The sequence below is a fragment of the Microcystis sp. M_QC_C_20170808_M9Col genome (assembly GCF_007095495.1).
In the GTDB taxonomy this organism is placed as follows: Bacteria; Cyanobacteriota; Cyanobacteriia; order Cyanobacteriales; family Microcystaceae; genus Microcystis; species Microcystis aeruginosa.
Window position 1 is genome coordinate 1 of sequence record NZ_SFBZ01000261.1, and the last position, 18,737, is coordinate 18,737.

At 42.7% G+C, this 18,737-nt stretch carries 18 protein-coding genes; 16 read left to right on the plus strand and 2 right to left on the minus strand.

Annotated features, from left to right (window positions below; genetic code table 11):
- Positions 1-544: 544 nt before the first annotated feature.
- From gvpC to EWV68_RS15695, 7 genes are all read left to right on the plus strand, one after another.
- The gene (gene gvpC / locus EWV68_RS15665) at positions 545-1,183 is read left to right on the plus strand and encodes a gas vesicle protein GvpC (protein ID WP_002796980.1); all 639 of its coding nucleotides are present in this window, start codon (positions 545-547) and stop codon (positions 1,181-1,183) included.
- A 618-nt stretch (positions 1,184-1,801) separates the two neighbouring features.
- Entirely contained in the window at positions 1,802-2,842 is a 1,041-nt protein-coding gene (gene gvpN / locus EWV68_RS15670; protein ID WP_002796981.1) for a gas vesicle protein GvpN, read from the plus strand.
- Positions 2,843-2,871: 29 nt separating this feature from the next.
- Positions 2,872-3,282: a gas vesicle protein gene (locus tag EWV68_RS15675; RefSeq protein ID WP_002796982.1), complete on the plus strand. Its 411-nt coding sequence runs from the start codon at positions 2,872-2,874 to the stop codon at positions 3,280-3,282.
- Positions 3,239-3,547, plus strand: a complete 309-nt coding sequence (locus EWV68_RS15680) for a hypothetical protein (RefSeq protein ID WP_002796983.1) — start codon at positions 3,239-3,241, stop codon at positions 3,545-3,547. The genes EWV68_RS15675 and EWV68_RS15680 overlap by 44 nt, the downstream gene beginning before the upstream one ends.
- Before the next feature lie 506 nt (positions 3,548-4,053).
- Positions 4,054-4,527 carry a gas vesicle protein K gene (locus EWV68_RS15685; protein WP_002758523.1) on the plus strand — a complete coding sequence of 158 codons (474 nt, stop codon included), beginning with the start codon at positions 4,054-4,056 and terminating at the stop codon, positions 4,525-4,527.
- A 15-nt stretch (positions 4,528-4,542) separates the two neighbouring features.
- Positions 4,543-5,277 carry a gas vesicle protein GvpF gene (gene gvpF / locus EWV68_RS15690; RefSeq protein ID WP_002796984.1) on the plus strand — a complete coding sequence of 245 codons (735 nt, stop codon included), beginning with the start codon at positions 4,543-4,545 and terminating at the stop codon, positions 5,275-5,277.
- A gap of 14 nt (positions 5,278-5,291) precedes the next feature.
- Positions 5,292-5,552: a gas vesicle protein GvpG gene (locus EWV68_RS15695; RefSeq protein ID WP_002736124.1), complete on the plus strand. Its 261-nt coding sequence runs from the start codon at positions 5,292-5,294 to the stop codon at positions 5,550-5,552.
- Between the two features lie 123 nt (positions 5,553-5,675).
- Here EWV68_RS15695 and EWV68_RS15700 read toward each other — a convergent pair whose 3' ends face one another.
- The gene (locus EWV68_RS15700; RefSeq protein WP_002758520.1) at positions 5,676-6,008 is read right to left on the minus strand and encodes a gas vesicle protein; all 333 of its coding nucleotides are present in this window, start codon (positions 6,006-6,008) and stop codon (positions 5,676-5,678) included.
- Between the two features lie 92 nt (positions 6,009-6,100).
- On the opposite strand from EWV68_RS15700, the gene EWV68_RS15705 reads away from it, so the two are divergent.
- The 3 genes from EWV68_RS15705 (at position 6,101) to EWV68_RS15715 (ending at position 10,626) form a co-directional block, all read left to right on the plus strand.
- Positions 6,101-6,784 carry a GvpL/GvpF family gas vesicle protein gene (locus tag EWV68_RS15705; RefSeq protein WP_287170351.1) on the plus strand — a complete coding sequence of 228 codons (684 nt, stop codon included), beginning with the start codon at positions 6,101-6,103 and terminating at the stop codon, positions 6,782-6,784.
- A 12-nt stretch (positions 6,785-6,796) separates the two neighbouring features.
- Positions 6,797-8,698 (plus strand): ArsA family ATPase, encoded by a 1,902-nt coding sequence (locus EWV68_RS15710; RefSeq protein WP_287170352.1) that lies wholly within the window; start codon positions 6,797-6,799, stop codon positions 8,696-8,698.
- 83 nt (positions 8,699-8,781) lie between these two features.
- Positions 8,782-10,626 (plus strand): AAA family ATPase, encoded by a 1,845-nt coding sequence (locus tag EWV68_RS15715; RefSeq protein ID WP_061431823.1) that lies wholly within the window; start codon positions 8,782-8,784, stop codon positions 10,624-10,626.
- 300 nt (positions 10,627-10,926) lie between these two features.
- Here EWV68_RS15715 and EWV68_RS15720 read toward each other — a convergent pair whose 3' ends face one another.
- Positions 10,927-12,534, minus strand: coding sequence for an MFS transporter (locus EWV68_RS15720; RefSeq protein WP_287170353.1), 1,608 nt, complete (start codon positions 12,532-12,534; stop codon positions 10,927-10,929).
- 471 nt (positions 12,535-13,005) lie between these two features.
- Here EWV68_RS15720 and EWV68_RS15725 point away from each other — a divergent pair, with 471 nt between their 5' ends.
- The 6 genes from EWV68_RS15725 (at position 13,006) to EWV68_RS15750 (ending at position 18,569) form a co-directional block, all read left to right on the plus strand.
- Entirely contained in the window at positions 13,006-14,109 is a 1,104-nt protein-coding gene (locus EWV68_RS15725) for a glycosyltransferase family 4 protein (protein ID WP_061431821.1), read from the plus strand.
- Between the two features lie 98 nt (positions 14,110-14,207).
- Positions 14,208-15,224: a glutaminase A gene (glsA, locus tag EWV68_RS15730; RefSeq protein ID WP_052277536.1), complete on the plus strand. Its 1,017-nt coding sequence runs from the start codon at positions 14,208-14,210 to the stop codon at positions 15,222-15,224.
- Positions 15,225-15,897: 673 nt separating this feature from the next.
- Positions 15,898-16,257, plus strand: a complete 360-nt coding sequence (locus tag EWV68_RS15735) for a YtxH domain-containing protein (RefSeq protein WP_287170354.1) — start codon at positions 15,898-15,900, stop codon at positions 16,255-16,257.
- Positions 16,258-16,623 carry a hypothetical protein gene (locus tag EWV68_RS15740; protein ID WP_061431818.1) on the plus strand — a complete coding sequence of 122 codons (366 nt, stop codon included), beginning with the start codon at positions 16,258-16,260 and terminating at the stop codon, positions 16,621-16,623.
- A gap of 277 nt (positions 16,624-16,900) precedes the next feature.
- Positions 16,901-17,707 (plus strand): TPM domain-containing protein, encoded by an 807-nt coding sequence (locus EWV68_RS15745; RefSeq protein WP_012266581.1) that lies wholly within the window; start codon positions 16,901-16,903, stop codon positions 17,705-17,707.
- 157 nt (positions 17,708-17,864) lie between these two features.
- Positions 17,865-18,569 (plus strand): LmeA family phospholipid-binding protein, encoded by a 705-nt coding sequence (locus EWV68_RS15750; RefSeq protein WP_287170355.1) that lies wholly within the window; start codon positions 17,865-17,867, stop codon positions 18,567-18,569.
- Positions 18,570-18,737 lie beyond the last annotated feature (168 nt).

Here is an 18,737-nt window from a genome sequence, read left to right on the forward strand (position 1 = left end):
ATTATTAGCGATTGAAGCTCGTGTAGTTATCGCTTCGGTTGAAACCTACCTCAAATATGCTGAAGCCGTTGGTCTGACTCAATCTGCAGCGGTTCCTGCTTAAGGATTGATCCCAGATTTTCCTATCTGCTGAGTGAAAACCCGACTGGGTTTTCCAGATCCTCGGCTTTTCTTTAAATCCCTATTGAGTCTAGTTACCCCTCTCTTGGGGCGCAATAGTCTATAATTGATAGAGTTGGCACGGCAACGGATAGCTAAGACAAAGCTAGACGCAGACAAATTGTTTTTGTCACCGTGATTTTGTCCCTTGTAGCTAGGTTTACCCCCAATCACCAGAATGTAAAGCTGACTATTTTTCTGAGTAGAAAGCCATTTTGGGGGTGGGAGGTTGCGCCCCTCAGTCTGGGGTAGTCCCCTACCTCAACTTTGGGATGATAAGAAAAGTCGAAATCTGCTGTCTCTCCCCCCAGTCTCCGTGAAGGTTTTTCTAACGGGTGATTGGGTCAAATCCATTCCATAGTATTTAGTAATTGAGGACAACCCCATGCCTGCTCTCATGGAACAGTTCCGCCAGGAGCGTTTATCGATTGCTGAAGAAGTAGCTAAACTCTCGCGAGAAGTACAATCTTTTCTGTTGGATGTCAAAACTGAAAGACAAAAACAAGCGCAAGAACAGGCAGCTGCTTTGCGCCAATCTTTCCAAAAAGTTCAACAGGAAAGCCACTTGTTCTTAACAGCTACCCAAAAACAGCGTTTAGCTCAAGCGGAAAAGCAAAAAGAGGATTTACGTCAATTTCAAGAACAACGTTTAGCGGAAGCCAAACGGCTAGACAACGACTTACGTCAACAGCGTCTAGATCGAGCTAAACAGCTGAAAGAGGATTTAAGTCAATTCCAAGAACAACGTTTAGCAGCAGCAAAACAGCTGGAGAACGACTTACGTCAACAGCATCTAGATCGAGCTAAACAGCTGAAAGAGGATTTAAGTCAATTCCAAGAACAGCGTTTAGCGGCAGCGAAACAGCTAGAGGACGAGTTACGCCAACTTCATCTAGATCGAGCTAAACAGGTGAAGGATGATTTAAGTCAATTTCAAGAACGACGTTTAGCTGAAGCGAAACAGCTAAAAGACGAATTGCGTCAATTTCGTCAAGATTTGTCTATCTACGTTTTTGGCAAATAAATCTCTAGGTTAATTCCAACCCACTTAAGCCTAGGGCTAGAGTAAAAACCCTCTAGTCCCTTTTCCTGGCTAAACTAGAGGACTATCTGAAAATACAACAATAAGCCTTTGGTTTTAAACCTAGCTAGTCCTGCCTTTTTAAGTTTCTAGACTCAACGTAGGAGTGGTGGGTTCCTGTTTAGGCGGACTTAGGGTTATGATAAATTAAGAAGTATTATAAAACTTCACTTAGTTTATAGTTAATGTTGTCATTATTAGTCTTTTATTGACAAAGGAGGTAAGGGAAAAGGACTGCATCTGGGCTTGTCATTGTTTAAGTCTTGAAAAGTAATCTAGACAAGAATTTTAGACCCTTAGTCCCTTGACTAATGAATATCCTGAAATACCTTCAGAATCAAGGTTCTAGATCTAATTGATGACAGTTCCTAATTTTTTGTGATATTATTATGAGGTAAGCCTTAAAAGCCAAAGACGATTAAACTTGCCGTAAAATTCGGGTAACACAAGCGTCCTTGCCTACTCGGTTATTAAGGGGAAACCTGAACCAGCAGTTGTTAGCTCAAGAACACCCGTACGCTTCAGGCGGGGATTATCAATGGTATTTACTAGATTTCAACTATGACAGTTACTGAAACTCAAACAAGAAGAGCCGTCCTCAGCCTCCGCCCCGGTCAATTTGTTGTTACGCCTTCGATTGATCAAATTGCCACCCGCGCCTTACGTTATCTAAACTCTGGTTTTTCCATTCATCTATGTGGCCCAGCAGGAACGGGAAAAACCACCTTGGCAATGCACTTGGCCAATTGTTTAGCCAGACCTGTGATGCTAATCTTTGGCGATGATGACTTTACCAGTTCCGATTTAATTGGTAGCCAGTCTGGTTATACCCATAAAAAACTGATGGATAACTATATCCACAGCGTTCTCAAAGTTGAAGACGAGCTAAAACACAATTGGGTGGATTCTCGCTTAACAATGGCCTGTCGCGAGGGGTTTACCCTAGTTTATGATGAGTTCAATCGTTCTCGACCTGAGGTCAACAACGTTTTACTCTCTGCCTTGGAAGAAAAAATTCTCACCCTGCCGCCCACTAGCCATCAACCCGATTACCTACAAGTCAATTCTCAGTTTCGGGCAATTTTCACCTCCAACCCAGAAGAATACTGTGGGGTTCATGCCACCCAAGATGCTTTAATGGATCGGTTGGTAACTATCAATATGCCTGAACCGGACCAACTAACTCAGACAGAAATTCTTGCTCAAAAAACGGGGATTGGTCGAGAAGATGCTTTATTTATTGTCAACCTCGTCAAAACCTTTCGTGTGAAAACTGCGACTGAAAAAACGTCGGGTTTGCGCTCTTGTTTAATGATTGCTAAAGTCTGCGCCTCTCACGATATTGCGGCCAACTCCGCTGACTCGGACTTCCGTGATATCTGCGCCGATGTTCTTTTGTCACGCACAAATTTATCTGTTGATAAGTCAAGAGCGATTTTATGGGAAATCCTCGAGGACAATCCGTTAGAATCCTTATCCTTTCTAGAGGAAGAGGAGCCTTCCGATGCCCAAGTGTCAACTTCTGAGCCTTCGACAGGAAATCAATCGTTAAAAGCCATTCAATCTTTACTGCGAGGCAACTTGCCCCAGCGAAAAGACTAATTTTATACTCTTATTGAGTGAAACCAACCGTGACTTCTTCCACTTTTGCTGGCTCGCTCAAAAACCAGTCAAGCAACTCCCTAAAAACAGCAACTCAAGGTTCGAGTTTAGCGGATATACTCGAACGAGTTTTAGATAAAGGAATTGTAATTGCCGGCGATATTTCCGTTTCGATCGCCTCCACTGAACTTATAAATATCCGCATTCGTTTGTTAATTGCCTCTGTTGATAAAGCCAGGGAAATGGGGATCAACTGGTGGGAAGGAGACCCCTACCTCCATAGCCAATCCCAAGCTTTACTAGCAGAAAATCGGGAACTTTCGCTCCGACTCCAAACCCTGGAAACTGAGCTTGAAACCCTAAAATCCTTAAGCCAATTGAGTGCAATAGAGAGCCATGATACCAGTCCGAACGATGAAGCACATTCCTCAGATGCGTGAAATTCCTCACCTGAATCCTCAAAGGTTAGGAAATTTACACGAGACGATTGCCCCCCTTGATAAGGCCAGGGAAACTGCGATTAACAGCTTGCAAGGTTATCCCTACCTCCCTAGCCAAGGCCAAGCTTTATTCGCAGAAAACCTGGAACTTTCACGCCGACTTCAAACCTTAAAATCCTTAACCAAATGGAGTGTAATGGAGAGCCGTGATACCAGTCCGAACGAGCAGGCACATTCCTTATATACATTGAAATTCCTCAATTGAATCCTCAAACGGTAAAGAAGTTTACCGAAAAATTGTGTTTAAAGCCTCGCCCTTTTAGGGCGACTTTATGTTATGATCTCAAGAGTAGGGGGCCGGGTAAGCAACCGCTTAAAAAACCCAGTCATCAACCGATGAACGCACCTTGAAAACTAAAGTTATGGGGTTCTCTAGGGGAATGCTCCTATAGGTAAAAGCTCTCAGGGTCAAGTACCAGAGAAACCAATTATTTTAGAGGTTTTGAACTGTATCGTAGGGTCCCCCGAAAACAGGCTTCTGTAAGGTCGCGAAAGTCTGAGGAGAGAACCACCTCTGGGTGGGATTTCGCTAGGAATCTAATTCAAGTGGACTCGTTGAGCCAGAAATTCACAGCAGTGATGCGAGAAGAATCCACGTCCGTTTACGGCTTGGGGTATGTCAAATCATTATTTTCCCTCAGATAAAATTTCTTGGCCAAGCTCCCCACTAGAGACTCACCGTCAAAAACTGCCCATTTACCAATTCCAACCATGACACTTGCTTGCACACCTTACGATTCTGATAATCAAGCCTTGCTGACCCGTCCAGAAAGTAATAGCCAAGCTGGTTTAGCCCCTTTACTGTTAACTGTCGTGGAACTGGTACGCCAATTGCTCGAAGCCCAAATCATTCGCCGGATGGAAAAAGGGGTTCTCAGTGAGTCTGATTTAGATAGAGCCGCAGAAAGTATCCAAAAATTGCAAGAACAAATTCTCTATTTGTGTGAAATTTTTGAGGTTGAGCCAGAAGAGTTAAATGTCCACTTAGGAGAGTTTGGAACTCTTTTACCTGAAGCAGGGAGTTATTACCCGGGAGAGGAGGGTATTAAGCCTTCTGTGTTAGAATTAGTGGATCGACTCCTCAATACAGGGGTTGTTGTGGAAGGAAATGTTGATCTGGGTTTAGCTCAACTAGATTTAATTCATCTAAAGCTTCGTTTGGTTTTAACTTCTCAGCCGGTTTAATTTGGGAGAATACTGATGACAGTGGGTCTTTATTTATATGGAATATTTCCCGAACCAGTTCCTGACGGACTCGTTTTGCAAGGGATTGATAATGAGCCAGTTCACAGTGAGATGATTGAGGGTTTTAGTTTTCTCTACTCCGCTGCTCATAAAGAGAAGTATTTGGCATCCCGTCGCTATTTAATTTGCCATGAAAAAGTATTAGAAACTGTCATGGAAGCAGGGTTTACAACGTTGTTGCCCCTGCGGTTTGGCTTAGTTATCAAAACCTGGGAATCCGTCACCGAACAATTAATTAGTCCCTATAAAACCCAACTGAAAGAATTATTTGCTAAACTGTCAGGCCAACGAGAGGTTAGCATTAAGATTTTTTGGGATAATCAGTGGGAATTACAAGCGGCTTTGGAGTCTAATCCTAAGTTAAAGCAAGAACGGGATGCGATGATGGGGAAAAACTTAAATATGGAAGAAATTATCCATATAGGTCAACTCATTGAAGCCACTGTATTGCAACGGAAACAAGACATTATTCAAGTCTTTAGAGACCAATTAAATCATCGCGCCCAAGAGGTGATTGAAAGCGATCCGATGACGGATGACATGATTTACAATGCAGCTTATTTAATTCCCTGGGAGCAAGAGCCGGAATTTAGCCAAAACGTTGAAGCGATCGATCAGCAGTTTGGTGATCGCCTAAGAATTCGCTATAACAATTTAACCGCACCCTATACCTTTGCCCAACTTGTCTAAGGAGAGTATTAGTTATGTTTCTCGATCTTTTATTTCTTCCTGTTACCGGTCCTATTGGGGGTCTGATCTGGATTGGGGAGAAAATTCAAGAGCGTGCAGATATAGAATATGATGAGGCGGAAAATTTGCACAAATTGTTATTATCCTTACAACTATCTTACGATATGGGCAACATTTCTGAGGAGGAGTTTGAAATTCAGGAAGAAGAACTTTTATTAAAAATTCAAGCCTTAGAAGAAGAAGAGGCAGAAAACGAATCTGAATCTTCTCTCTAAACTTGCAATCTTTCCCACCACATAGATCATGAACAAAATCACAAATTGTAAGCTTAGTAAGGGCGGATTTGACAAGCTCAAGAACTCGTTGAAGCTTGGTCAGAACTAGCCCTTGGTTAAGCCTTAATATTCTAGGTAAAAAGTTTGGAAATTACTGGAATTATTAGAGGAGTGAGCAACAGTTTTGGGGGAATCAGGTTTTTTAGCTACACTAGGAGGGTTGGCTGTACGCAAATTTTGAATACTTTGTTCTGTAGTCTCAATTTGCTCTGTCACAAACGTGAGACGATTTTTTAATTGCTGAATCTGCCGCTCCATCATTTCTAATTTTTCTTGGATACGTTGTTTTTCAGTAATTAACTTATAAAGCTCAAGTTGGTGATCTGCTTCAGATTGTTTCCGAGGCATGGTGCTAATTTTAGATCTAATTGGTCTGGGTGGACGAGTGGTTGTCATAACAATCCCTGAATAACTTAGAATATTCTAGCATATCAACGCCCCAATATAAAAACTTGTAAAAAATCGTCAATTTTCTTTCGGTCAACCCTATGAAATTGTACAATCTATATACTTACGCTTTTTTGAAAACCCCCATAGAAAGCCTAACACTACCCGTTGGAATGGCTAACCCATTGTTACTGATAACTGTTGGCTCTCTCTCGGCGGTAGTCGAACCCGAAGTTGGTTTAGACACTTTACAAAATGATGATGAACGCTTGATTCAATCGGTTTTATGTCATGATCGAGTCATCTGTCAATTATTTCAACAAACCACTATTTTACCCTTACGTTTTGGCACATCTTTTTTAGAGACAGAAAATTTACTGACTCATCTTTGTTCTCATGGCCAAGAATATCAAGAAAAAATTGAAGAACTTGAGGGAAAAGGAGAATATCTTTTAAAATGTATTCCCCGTAAGCCAGAGGAGCCTGTACTCTTTTCTGAAAGCAAGGGCAGACAATATTTTTTAGCCAAAAAACAGCTTTATGAAGCCCAACAAGATTTTTATACTTTGCAAGGTTCAGAATGGCAAAATCTCGTGAATTTAATCACCCAAAGCTATCCATCAACGAGGATTATTACTGCTCCGGGGACAGAATCACGAATTTATCTTTTAGTTAATTTTCAAGAAGAACCTTTACTAATCGAGCAAGTCTTGCATTGGCAGAAAGCCTGCCCCCGTTGGCAATTACAATTAGGACAAGTTTCTCCCCCCTATCACTTTACTTAACTTGATTTCTCTATGACTAACTTTAACTTGGTAAATAACTCTCTAAGTCGTTATGACACTCGACATTTAGTTATGTTTAGTGGCAAAGGAGGAGTGGGAAAAACCACCCTTTCCTGTGGATTTGCTCGCCGTTGGGCTAAATTATTTCCCGAGGAACAAATCCTGTTAATCTCAACCGATCCTGCTCATTCTTTAGGGGATGTATTGCAAACAGAAGTTAGCGATCAAGCATCACCTGTAAAAGACTTACCCAACTTAAAAGTTAGGGCATTAGATGCGGAAAAATTGCTCTTAGAATTTAAAGAAAAATACGGAAAATTTTTAGAACTTTTAGTAGAACGGGGCAGTTTTGTTGAAGGAGAAGATTTAACTCCTGTTTGGGATTTAGACTGGCCAGGTTTAGATGAAATTATGGGTCTATTAGAAATTCAGCGATTACTTATTGACAATGTTGTAGATCGAATTGTTGTTGATATGGCTCCCTCTGGTCATACCTTGAATTTATTGGGGATTAAAGACTTTTTAGAGATTATTTTAAATTCTTTAGAGTTGTTTCAAGAAAAACATCGTGTTATTTCGCAAACTTTTTCAAAAACCTACAATGCCGATGATGTGGATGACTTTTTAGTCAAAACACAAGCAGAATTAACCGAAGGCAAACGAATCCTACAAGATCGGGATTTTACCCTTTGTTTAATTGTGGCAATTGCCGAACCGATGAGTTTATTAGAAACCGAACGATTACTCAATAGTTTGCATCACTTAAATATTCCCTGCGGCAGATTATTTATTAATCGCATTCTAACGGATCCTAATCAAAATTTAGATCGCTACAGTGAGCAACAGCAACTCCTCGATAAATTCCTAAAAATTCCAGGTCAAGAGACAATTTTCACCCTGCCCCAACAGGCAAAAGAACCCCTAGGAGGTGAAGCATTAGATCAGATCATGAGTCAAATTGAAATTATCGAAAAAGTAGAATTTATGGCCCCGCCTCCTATTCAATGGCCGCAAAAAATTCTGCCGAGTTTTAGTGATTTTATTGACGACAAACGCCAACTCATTATCATTGGTGGCAAGGGGGGAGTGGGAAAAACCACGGTTGCCGCAGCTATTGGTTGGGCGTTAGCTAATCGTCATCCCGAGCAAAAAATTAGAATTATTTCTATTGATCCGGCTCATTCTTTGGGAGATGCCTTTGGGACAAAGTTAGGACATCAATCCACACAATTAACTGATAATTTAAGTGGTCAAGAAGTTGATGCTAATATCGTTTTAGAAAAATTTCGGGATGATTATTTATGGGAACTGGCAGAAATGATTAGTGGTGAAGGTAAGGAAGAAGGAAACATCAAACTAGCTTATACTCCGGAAGCTTGGCGACAAATTGTAGCTCAATCTCTGCCAGGAATTGATGAAATGTTATCCCTAGTAACAGTGATGGATTTATTAGACCAGAAACAACAAGATTTGATTATTTTAGATACGGCTCCTACCGGTCATCTCCTGCGATTTTTGGAAATGCCAACGGCTTTAGGAGATTGGTTAAGTTGGATTTTTAAGCTTTGGATGAAGTATCAAAATGTCTTAGGGCGTGTAGATTTAATGGGACGGTTGCGAATCTTAAGACAACAGGTGATGTCTGCCCAGAAAAAACTCAAAGACCCCCAACATACAGAATTTATTGGAGTTTTGCAAGCCCAAGATGCCATCGTTGCCGAACAACTGCGATTGACAGCATCTTTGAAAAAAAAGGGAGTCTATCAACGTTATGTCGTGCAGAATCGTTATCACGCTAATGAGGAAATTGATTGGGATTTATTCCCAGAGCAAACTTTGATCCGCTTAGCCAGTTTACCCCGGTCAGTAGAACCTCTAGCCCGGGTAAAAGCCGCGGCAGATCTGTTATTTTAAAGGTAATTAGTCTGCTCAAGTCGGACTTCTCAACCTCATCTATTACCCAGTCCCCATCCTTCACTTGACTCAGGAGAAATTTTATGGTAGAACTATTCAAAGGCTTTGAGCAATTAGTCGAACTGGCTAAAACCTTAGAGGAAAAACTGGAAAAAGGGGAAATTAAAACCGAAGTGCAGTTTAACTCTCGTCCCTTGAGTAACATTCCCCGTTCTGGCGGTATTCCCCGTTCAGGGGGAGTTTCTCGTCCGAGCAATTCTGGCGGGGATGATTTTGAGGTCAATCGCAATCGGTCATCTCCCACTGATTCAGGGGTTGAAGACACTGTGACACCGCCCGAAGGACCGACCACGGCTTCCCTGAAAGATGTTGGTGGCTTGACGGAAGTGATTAAAGAACTCAAGGAACTAATTGCCATTCCTCTGAAACGCCCCGACTTGTTGGCCAAGTTAGGACTTGAACCCACTCGCGGCGTTCTCTTAGTCGGGCCCCCTGGAACCGGTAAAACCCTGACCGCCCGTGCTTTGGCCGAAGAACTCGGTGTTAACTATATTGCCTTAGTAGGACCAGAGGTGATCAGCAAATATTATGGGGAGGCTGAGCAAAAACTGCGGGGAATTTTTGAGAAAGCCAGTAAGAATGCGCCTTGTATCGTTTTTATTGACGAAATTGATAGCATGGCACCCGATCGCAGTAAAGTTGAAGGGGAAGTAGAAAAAAGACTGGTAGCCCAATTGCTGGGTTTAATGGATGGCTTTGCCCAAAGCCAAGGGGTGATTGTTCTAGCCGCGACAAACCGTCCCGACCATCTTGACCCTGCCCTCCGTCGTCCTGGACGGTTTGACCGAGAAGTCCTCTTTCGGGTGCCTGACCGCAAGGGCCGTTTAGAAATCCTGCAAATTCTCACCCGTTCCATGCCCTTAGATGAATCAGTTTCCTTAGCTCTGATTGCCGATAATGCGGTGGGATTTGTCGGGTCAGATTTAAAAGCCGTTTGCCAGAAAGCGGCCTATAGTGCTTTGCGGCGGCAGGTTCCTACAATTGACTCGCAAATTCCAGAAACAATGACGGTGGTCCAAGCCGACTTTTTGCAAGCCCTAAAAGAAGTTAAACCGGCGGTATTGCGGTCTGTGGAGGTGGAATCTCCCCATGTGGACTGGGACAATATTGGCGGACTTGAACAGATTAAACAAACCCTACAGGAGTCCGTGGAAGGGGCATTACTCCATCCTCAATTATATACGCAAACCAAAGCCCAAGCTCCCAAAGGTATTTTACTTTGGGGTCCCCCCGGAACGGGAAAAACCTTATTGGCCAAAGCGGTTGCATCTCAGGCGCGAGCTAATTTTATTAGTATTAATGGACCTGAGCTTTTGAGTAAATGGGTGGGTGCGAGTGAACAAGCGGTGCGTGAGTTGTTTGCCAAAGCTCGTCAGGCAGCACCTTGTGTGGTTTTTATTGATGAAATTGATACTTTAGCACCAGCAAGAGGTCGTTATAGTGGGGATTCAGGAGTGAGTGACCGGGTTGTGGGACAAATCCTCACGGAGTTAGATGGGTTGCAAACGGGGGCAACGATTTTAGTGATTGGAGCCACTAATCGCCCAGATGCGTTAGATCCAGCCTTATTGCGAGCGGGACGGTTAGATTTACAGTTAAAAGTTGATTTACCGAATGCCTCCAGTCGTTTAGCAATTCTCGGGGTTCATAATGATGAACGTCCTTTAGAGGATGTGGATTTAGGCTATTGGGCCGAGGCAACCGAAGGCTGGAATGGCGCAGATTTAGCGTTATTATGTAACCAAGCGGCACTGATGGCAATTCGTCGTTATCGCCATCAGGGAATGACTGACCCGGCTGAGATTCGCATTACAACGACTGATTTTAATCATGCTTACCAACTGTTAGTTGAACAGCGTGCCAATTGATTTTTTTTCCCCCTTGCTTTAGTAGGGGGGAGAATCTCAACTCAGGAAAACCATCCTAAAAAGGAAAATTTTCAAAAATGTCTGCAATAATGGGTCTAATACTAAATCCGGTTATTAAAAACTGATTATTTATTTCCCCTTTTGCATGAGTGCCTCTTGCATGAGTGCCTATCCTCATAAGTAGCCTATACTCAACGGATTTAGTATAACTTTGTCTTGATAATTTACAAAACGATTGGAACCTGAAGAAGAAAAATTATTACGGGGTTTAACTGACAGTGTTTCTCAAAAAACTGATGTTTACTTTTCCTCTTGTCTTCTTGTTGCTAATTGGTCTAAAATTTCGGCGTGAACTTGGCGAGTAATTGGATAAAAATAGGCAAGAATTAAGCTAATGATCAGAAAAAATGCCGGTAAAGGAGCAATTGCTAGGCGAATTGCTATTAAAGCACTATCTGGCTGCAGGGGAATTGCTTCTCCTGGGATTCTCGGTTTAAAACCCGATGTTTCTAGAGCAATACCGACAAGAAATAACCCCAAAGCTAAACCAATTTTTTGCAAAAGTACCATGAAAGCATAAAAAATACCTTCTCGACGTTTTCCTGTTTCTAATTCGTCTAATTCAATCACATCGGGAACCATTGACCAAGGAATTAAATAGGCCACAGATACGCCAAATCCCGCCAAAACTGCCAAAGCATACATTAAAGTTATTTCTCCTGGTTGGAGCAAAAATAAACCAATTTGGGCAATAATCCAGAATGTCATCCCTAAAAAATAGACTATCTTTTTGTCTAATTTCTGACTAACTGCTTGCCAGAAAAATAACATCACTAAAGCTGTTCCCTGTACTGCCAAAGCGACTAAACCCGATTCTGCTTCCGATAGTCTCATGTAGCTGACGACGTAGTAAACCAAAATCGAGGCGGTTAATTGTACTCCTAACCAAGCACAAAGATAGATGCCAATAACGTATAAAAAGGGACGATTACCAAAAACTATTTTTAATTGTTCTTTCAGGGGAATAGTTTCGGTATTATTATCCGCTTCTCTCTGTTTAATTGCCGCGCTATCCTTGAGATGATTTTCAGTTTTGCCATAGTAAAGGGTTAACCCCGAAACTATCCCTTCTATTCCTAATAAAATTGTGGAAATAGCGATAAAGTCTCTGGGATTTACCCCAATTTTTCCTAGTCCATAGACCGAGGAAAGCCCACCGATAACTATAAAAGCAATTGCCAAAACTTTTTTCTGGGGAGAATTGAGAATCGCTTTTGCTCCTCGTTCTTGTAAAGCTAAAGCGCACCAAATAACTGCTATAATCGACATTAAAGCACAAACTACACCTAACAATAAAAAAGCTTGATGGAGATCGTTGGCATAGGACGATGAGACGATAATATAGAGAATTAATGAGAGAATGCTGCCCCCGATGGAAAAGGCAAAACGAAAACTATTTAAGCGGGTTCTCTCATTATAATCATAAGTTAATTCAGGGGTGAGTGCCTGGTAGGGAAGATTGACTACTGTATAGGTTAAATTAAAGATAATACCGATAAAAATATAATATAAAAATAGCCATAATTGGTTATTAGTCGGGATTAACCACAGTAAAAAATAGCTAATTCCGAAGGGAATCGACCCCAATAACATCCATGGTAAGCGACGACCCCAGATAGTACGGGTTCGATCGCTCCACATTCCAATAATCGGATCGTTAATAGCATCAAAAATTCTCACCACCATCAGCACACTACCAGCTAATCCTGCTGGTAATCCTGCCACATCAGTGAGAAAAAATAGCAGGTAAAATACCGAGATATTAGCAGTGATAGCCGGTCCCAAATCCCCCGCACCATAGGCGATTTTTGTGGTTAAATTGAGTCTTTCAGAAGTCAAATGAGCCATAAAAGCAATTATAGAGACTAAAATAAGCTTAACTGTTCTGGGGACATTTGTAACCTTTGTCAGAGCAGTTGAGGAACTTTTATTTTTTTTGTCTCTAGTAATTCCTGAAAATATCTAGCGTTAAAAAGGGAAGATTCCCCGATGACACAAGGGACAAAGAAATAGCTTGATCTTTGGCATCCCGGAAAATTCTGACTATTTCCCCGTCCTTCACTTTTTATCTATCGCCTTGACCAGCATTATGAGCTAAACTGACTAATATCAGTTATTTTAGCTATCAGCATCGGAATTCCCCTTATTCTGGCAGTTAAACTCAAGAAGAGCCACCAGATTGTTCTTTTTCGGACTGTTAGCGGTTAGGAGCTATTACTGGGGAGACGATCGAAATAGATCAAGAAAGTGTGATAGTACAGATAAGAGATCGGGGAAAATTTTTTCGCCAAACCTAAAACTTTTTGACGCTGACGTTCTATGATGCCTCATATCTTCCTATTTTTAGAGATTTTTTCCCAAGAAGGCGGTATTCAATCATATATCAAGGATGTCCTGCAAGCTTATCTCACTTTGCCCGATTGCGAGGCGGCCGAGGTTTTTTTACTGCGGGATGCCCCTGATTGTCCTAATCCTTTCAAAAATCAAGGTATTACCTTTCATTACCTGAAAAATAACTCAGCAACTCTCGGACGCATTCAATTAGCCCTTAAGTTTCTAGTTTCTCTCCTCTGGAAACGTCCCCAACGGGTTTTTTGTGGTCATATAAATTTAGCCCCCCTCACCCGTCTTTACTGTCAAGCTTTAGGCATACCCTACACCGTCCTCACCTACGGCAATGAAGTCTGGGAACCTTTACCAAATTCCCAAAAACAGGCCCTGCAAGCGGCCACATCGATCTGGACAATTAGCCGTTACACTCGCGATCTTATGTGTAAGGCTAACGCTATCGATCCCAAAAAAGTAGCAATTCTCCCCTGTGTGGTGGATGAAGAAAAGTTTAATTTAGGCGAAAAGTCCTTGACATTAATCAAAAAATATGATATGGAAAATGCCAAAGTTTTATTAACAGTGGCCCGGTTGTGGTCGGGGGATATCCATAAAGGGGTAGATGTTACCATTCGGGCCCTGCCGACAATTCTAGAGACTTATCCCGAAGTAAAATATCTAGTCATCGGACGAGGGGACGATCTACCAAGGTTAGAAGCTTTAACCAAGCAGTTAGGAGTGGATAAACAGGTAATTTTCGCGGGTTTTGTCCCGACGGAGGAATTAGCCGACCATTATCGTTTAGCCAATGCTTACGTTATGCCCTCCCGGGAAGGATTCGGGATTGTTTACCTAGAAGCGATGGCCTGTGGTATTCCCGTGATTTCTGGAGATGAGGACGGTTCAGCAGAGCCGCTGCAGGATGGTTTAGTGGGGTGGCGCGTTCCCTATCGAGATGCCGAAAAGGTGGCCCAAGCTTGTCTAGAAATTTTTCCAGGTCAGGATCAACGTTGTCACCCGCAATGGTTGCATCAACAAACTGTAACTAAATTCGGCAAAAAGACTTTACAAGCAAAATTACGGCAGTTAATCTAATTATAACTTCATTGGGCATCGTCTCCCGAATAGCGGCCACTGACTAGCCAAAACCACAACTTTGTCACTCATTATTAAGATAACTGTTATACTCCTCTATGGCTTCCCCAAAAGATTTTATTAGTCCGGTCAATTCTGGTCAAAAGTTGGTCTATCCTTTTCGCAACTATCTTAACTATCTTCACGACAAATACTCTGATTTACAGACGGGTAAGATCGCTGATTATATTCCGGAATTAGCCCTAGCAGCTCCACAATGGTTTGGTATTTCGGTAATTACCACTGACGGTCAGATTTTTGAGGTGGGAGACTGTCGGCAAACCTTTACAGTACAATCGATTTCTAAAGCTTTTGTCTTTGGATTAGCTCTAGAAGATCACGGAAGGGAATACGTTAACAGTAAAGTCGGTGTTGAACCCACGGGGGAAGCTTTTAACTCGATTATTCTCGATGAAAAAACCAATCGTCCCTATAATCCTATGGTCAATGCTGGTGCGATCGCTACCACGGATTTAATCACCGGACAGAATGCCACGGAAAGGCTAAAACGTATTTTAGAAATGTTTAAACGCTATACGGGTAGAGATCACGAGATTAATGTCCCCGTTTTTCTCTCGGAAAAATCCACCGGCAATCGTAATCGGGCCATGGCCTATCTGATGCTAAATTTTGGCATGGTTAGCGATAAAATTGAAGAAACCCTCGACCTTTACTGTCAACAATGCGCCATCCTCGTCCATGCTCACGATTTAGCCCTGATGGCCGCTACTTTGGCTAATGGAGGTGTCAACCCAATCACAGGAATACGGGCGATCGATGAACACTACGTTCAAGATGTGATCAGTGTTATGCTTACCTGTGGAATGTATGACGCTTCGGGAGAATGGGCCTATCGGGTAGGATTACCGGCAAAAAGCGGTGTCGGGGGCGGAATTACGGCAGTAGTTCCCCATCAGTTGGGAATTGGAACTTTTTCGCCCCTTTTAGATGAAAAAGGCAACAGTATCAGAGGAGTGAAAATTTGTCAAGATATTTCAGAGGATTTTGGTTTACATTTATTTAATGTGGCCAAACCAGAACGAGATTTAAAAACATGGCTTGAAGGCAATAGTTGATACCACCCCCTACTTCCCACTCCCCACTCTTCCATGGCTTTTAAACAGGATTTAGTCTGATAAGTAGGGAGGCACAATTATTTGTAGGATGGGTTAGCGGTAGCGTAACCCATGCGGGCGTTGGGTTTCATGCTTCAACCCAACCTACGTTCTCCTTACCCCACAGTTAACTTTACTTTTGTCCTGAAAATCGATAAAACCCCACACCCCACCTGCCCCCCCGATGTCGGGGGGGTTGGGGGGGGCCACACCCTGCCCCCAGGAAAAACTTTTTGCCGCAAACCCTACTTAACTGTCCTTGACAAGAGCGCCTACCGACCCTAAAAAATTAATTTGGCCAGAGGTCTGTGGAAAAAATGTCATAAACCCCTTGACAAAAGCAGCGGATTGTGTGTAATATAAATATCGTGTGAGGAGTATAAGTTCAGCACGAGAGGAACCTTTGGGGTCGAAACACGGCAAGACTCCCAGAGGTTCTTCTTTTTCACTCCCTTATTGGCTCAAAGTCAGCAATAAAATCAGGTTTTGCCCGATCGCTAGTTTTTTCTCAAGTTATCCCTTCTAGGTCTGTTTTTGCTTGCCAAGAGCAACAGGTCAAAATTTTTGCCGAAGAAACTGCACAAGAGAAGTGTAATTCCTCGTAAAATTGGGAATTAAGTACAGGGGCAATCCTATGGTAGATAAAAATAACGGTAACGGCGGCTTATTCGTCGTCGGGGTTTTATTGGGCAGTGCGATCGGGGCAGTGGCGGGTTTATTAGTAGCGCCGAGATCTGGAAAAGAAACCCGTCGAATTCTGCAAAAATCCGCCAGGGCTTTGCCTGAATTAGCCGAAGATCTGACCACGACGATGCAATTGCAGGCCGATCGCCTATCGGAATCGGCCCGGCGTAATTGGGATGATACTTTAATTAGATTAAAAGAGGCGGTGACAGCCGGAATCGAAGCTAGTCAAAGTCTAGCCACGGAGAATCCTTTCCCCGACTCGGAAGAATCCCCCCAAGGCGATAATCATCACTCGAATGACCATTAAATGACCGAACCTATTTTCTGGCTAGGATGTTCTTTACTGCTAGTCGCCGTTAGTTTAACGGCGGTTTTCATCACTGCTTTGCCTGCCCTGCAAGAGTTAGCCCGGGCAGCCCGCAGTGCCGAAAAATTATTCGATACCCTCCATCGGGAATTTCCCCCGACTCTAGAAGCAATTCGCCTGACAGGGGCAGAAATCAGCGAATTAACCGAAAATATCGATGAAGGGGTCAAAAGTACCCGCCAAGTTGTCCAGGGAGTTGATCGCAGTCTCGGTAGTGCTAAAGCTGGTCTTAGCAAGCTCGATCGTGGCAGCCGTCGCCTCTTGATCGGTTTTAAAGTCGCTTGGAATACTTGGAAACGCAGTTAAGCAGATGGGGAAGTGGGAAGTGGGAAATGGGGAAATGGGGAAATGGGGGAGTGGGGAGATAGGGCAATTTCAACTAATACCCCCAAACCCTCAAACCCCAACTCCCTAAAACCCCAACTCTCAACTCCTGACTCCTGATAACCGACTCCTGATGACCGACTCCTGATAACTGGGTGACTAAAGTTGAGAATTCCCTTAAGATAAAGTAAATAAGTGTAAAGAAACTGAAAGTTAGCCTACACCCTTGCTGAAAAAATTCTCATTGTCTAGAAGTGCTATGCTCAATCGTTTTTGCCGAGGAATCTCGATCGCTCTTGTCATTGGTGTCATTAGCTGTCTGGGTTGGATTATCTGCCCAAATCAAGCTCTAGCGGTGAATAATCCCGAATTACTGCCCAATCAAGCCACTCCGATCGTTGATTTAGCCAATTATCTACCCGCAAAACAGGAAGAAGCATTGATCCGAGATATCGAGACATTTCAAGGGGAAACCGGCTGGAAAATGCGAGTTTTAACCCAATATGACCGCAGCCCCGGCCGGGCCGTGATTAATTTCTGGGGATTGGATGATAAAAGTATTCTCCTAGTGGCCGATGGTCGCGGCGGTAATCTACTATCTTTTAGTATTGGTGATGCCGTCTATGAATTTTTACCCCGCACTTTTTGGATCGAATTACAGGCCCGTTTCGGTAATATGTATTTTGTCCGGGAAAATGGCGAAAATAATGCGATCGTACAATCTTTAGACACGGTAAAAGGCTGTTTAGTTAAGGGTGGTTGTGCGGTGGTCCCCGGTTTACCGAGGGAACAGTGGATTTTAACTTTAATTACCTCAATTGTCGGCGGTTTAGTCTTCGGTTTTGCCGGTATTCCCCGCAAAGAAGGACAGGTTTTCGCTTGGCAATGGGTTTTAATTGTCTCTCCCCTCTGGTTTATCCTCTTTGTTGCTTTTGGCATCGGACCGGTGGTTACTCGCACCAGTGAATTACTGCCCCTTTTCCGCAATTTAATCGGGTTTGCCCTCGGGGTTTTAGTCGCCTATCTTTCCCCTCGTTTTAATTCCCTCAACGCCTCAAAAACCTAAAAATTAGGGGCTTTTCAGTGATCAGTAATCAGTAAACAGTGAAAAGAAAGTAGCGAAGTTTTTACCTATAACCGATAGCTGACGGCAGCCCCTCATGGTTCGATCGATCTAGCTCTGTTACAATTGGAAAAATTGTGGAGTGAGTGAGATAACGTTTATGTGGGTCAATACTCAAAGTGAGATTATTAGTAAGGTTTTGCCGCCAGCAGTACGTCTGTTCTTAAGAACGCAAGTAGAACAGATAGAAGATTTAGAAATGCAGCTGCAAGGTCATGATCGGCAAATTTTGCGCGGTTATATCCCCGGGGTATTTTTAGCCGTAGGAAAAGCGATTTATCAGGGTTTACATCTAGGTAAAGCGCAATTAAGAGGGGAAAATATTCGTCTTAATATCGGGCAGGTTTTGCGAGGGAAACCCCTAAAAATTTTGGAACCTATTCGGGTTAGCGGTGAGGTGGAAATTAACGAGCAGGATTTAAATAATTCGATCGCCTCGACTATTTTGGTTAATGCTTTGGCGGATTTACTAATTTTTTCCCTAGAAAATAACGGAATTGTTAACGCCAGAGAAATTATCTCACAACAGCGTTTTAACTGGAAAAATGTTCTCTTAAATCAGGGTTATTTCTCTCTTCTCGGCCATAGAGAAACAGGTGCGGAAGTAATTTTTACTGCTGATATTACCTTAAAAGATGCCCGCACTTTAGGGATTAGTCCCCGACAATGGCAAGGTTTAGCCCCAGATTTATCTATTGATTTGCAACCCTTTACCGTCGATTTAGGCAAAGATGTGGAGATTAAATCTTTTATTCTCGACGATCAAACTCTTTTCTGTCAGGGAAGTTTTTTGATTTTACCTTAAAAATAAACGGGATGATTCCGGTGGGTTAACTTAGTTTAACCCACCTAATTAGGGCTTGCTGAATAAATCTAAAAACCTTACAGGAAAGGGCTTTTAGCTTGATTGAGAGCTTCCCAAATGCACTTAAATCTGCTAGAATCTCTTAAAACCCTTGCATCACCCTTGCAT

Coding starts and splice junctions, on each gene's coding strand:
- EWV68_RS15715 (WP_061431823.1), top strand. CDS start 8,782: ATGGTAGAACTATTCAAAGGCTTTGAGCAATTAGTCGAACTGGCTAAA.
- EWV68_RS15710 (WP_287170352.1), top strand. CDS start 6,797: ATGACTAACTTTAACTTGGTAAATAACTCTCTAAGTCGTTATGACACT.
- glsA (WP_052277536.1), top strand. CDS start 14,208: ATGGCTTCCCCAAAAGATTTTATTAGTCCGGTCAATTCTGGTCAAAAG.
- gvpN (WP_002796981.1), top strand. CDS start 1,802: ATGACAGTTACTGAAACTCAAACAAGAAGAGCCGTCCTCAGCCTCCGC.
- EWV68_RS15735 (WP_287170354.1), top strand. CDS start 15,898: ATGGTAGATAAAAATAACGGTAACGGCGGCTTATTCGTCGTCGGGGTT.
- EWV68_RS15705 (WP_287170351.1), top strand. CDS start 6,101: ATGAAATTGTACAATCTATATACTTACGCTTTTTTGAAAACCCCCATA.
- EWV68_RS15740 (WP_061431818.1), top strand. CDS start 16,258: ATGACCGAACCTATTTTCTGGCTAGGATGTTCTTTACTGCTAGTCGCC.
- EWV68_RS15750 (WP_287170355.1), top strand. CDS start 17,865: ATGTGGGTCAATACTCAAAGTGAGATTATTAGTAAGGTTTTGCCGCCA.
- EWV68_RS15720 (WP_287170353.1), bottom strand. CDS start 12,534: ATGGCTCATTTGACTTCTGAAAGACTCAATTTAACCACAAAAATCGCC.
- EWV68_RS15695 (WP_002736124.1), top strand. CDS start 5,292: ATGTTTCTCGATCTTTTATTTCTTCCTGTTACCGGTCCTATTGGGGGT.
- EWV68_RS15680 (WP_002796983.1), top strand. CDS start 3,239: ATGATACCAGTCCGAACGATGAAGCACATTCCTCAGATGCGTGAAATT.
- EWV68_RS15725 (WP_061431821.1), top strand. CDS start 13,006: ATGATGCCTCATATCTTCCTATTTTTAGAGATTTTTTCCCAAGAAGGC.
- EWV68_RS15700 (WP_002758520.1), bottom strand. CDS start 6,008: ATGACAACCACTCGTCCACCCAGACCAATTAGATCTAAAATTAGCACC.
- EWV68_RS15685 (WP_002758523.1), top strand. CDS start 4,054: ATGACACTTGCTTGCACACCTTACGATTCTGATAATCAAGCCTTGCTG.
- gvpC (WP_002796980.1), top strand. CDS start 545: ATGCCTGCTCTCATGGAACAGTTCCGCCAGGAGCGTTTATCGATTGCT.
- EWV68_RS15745 (WP_012266581.1), top strand. CDS start 16,901: ATGCTCAATCGTTTTTGCCGAGGAATCTCGATCGCTCTTGTCATTGGT.
- gvpF (WP_002796984.1), top strand. CDS start 4,543: ATGACAGTGGGTCTTTATTTATATGGAATATTTCCCGAACCAGTTCCT.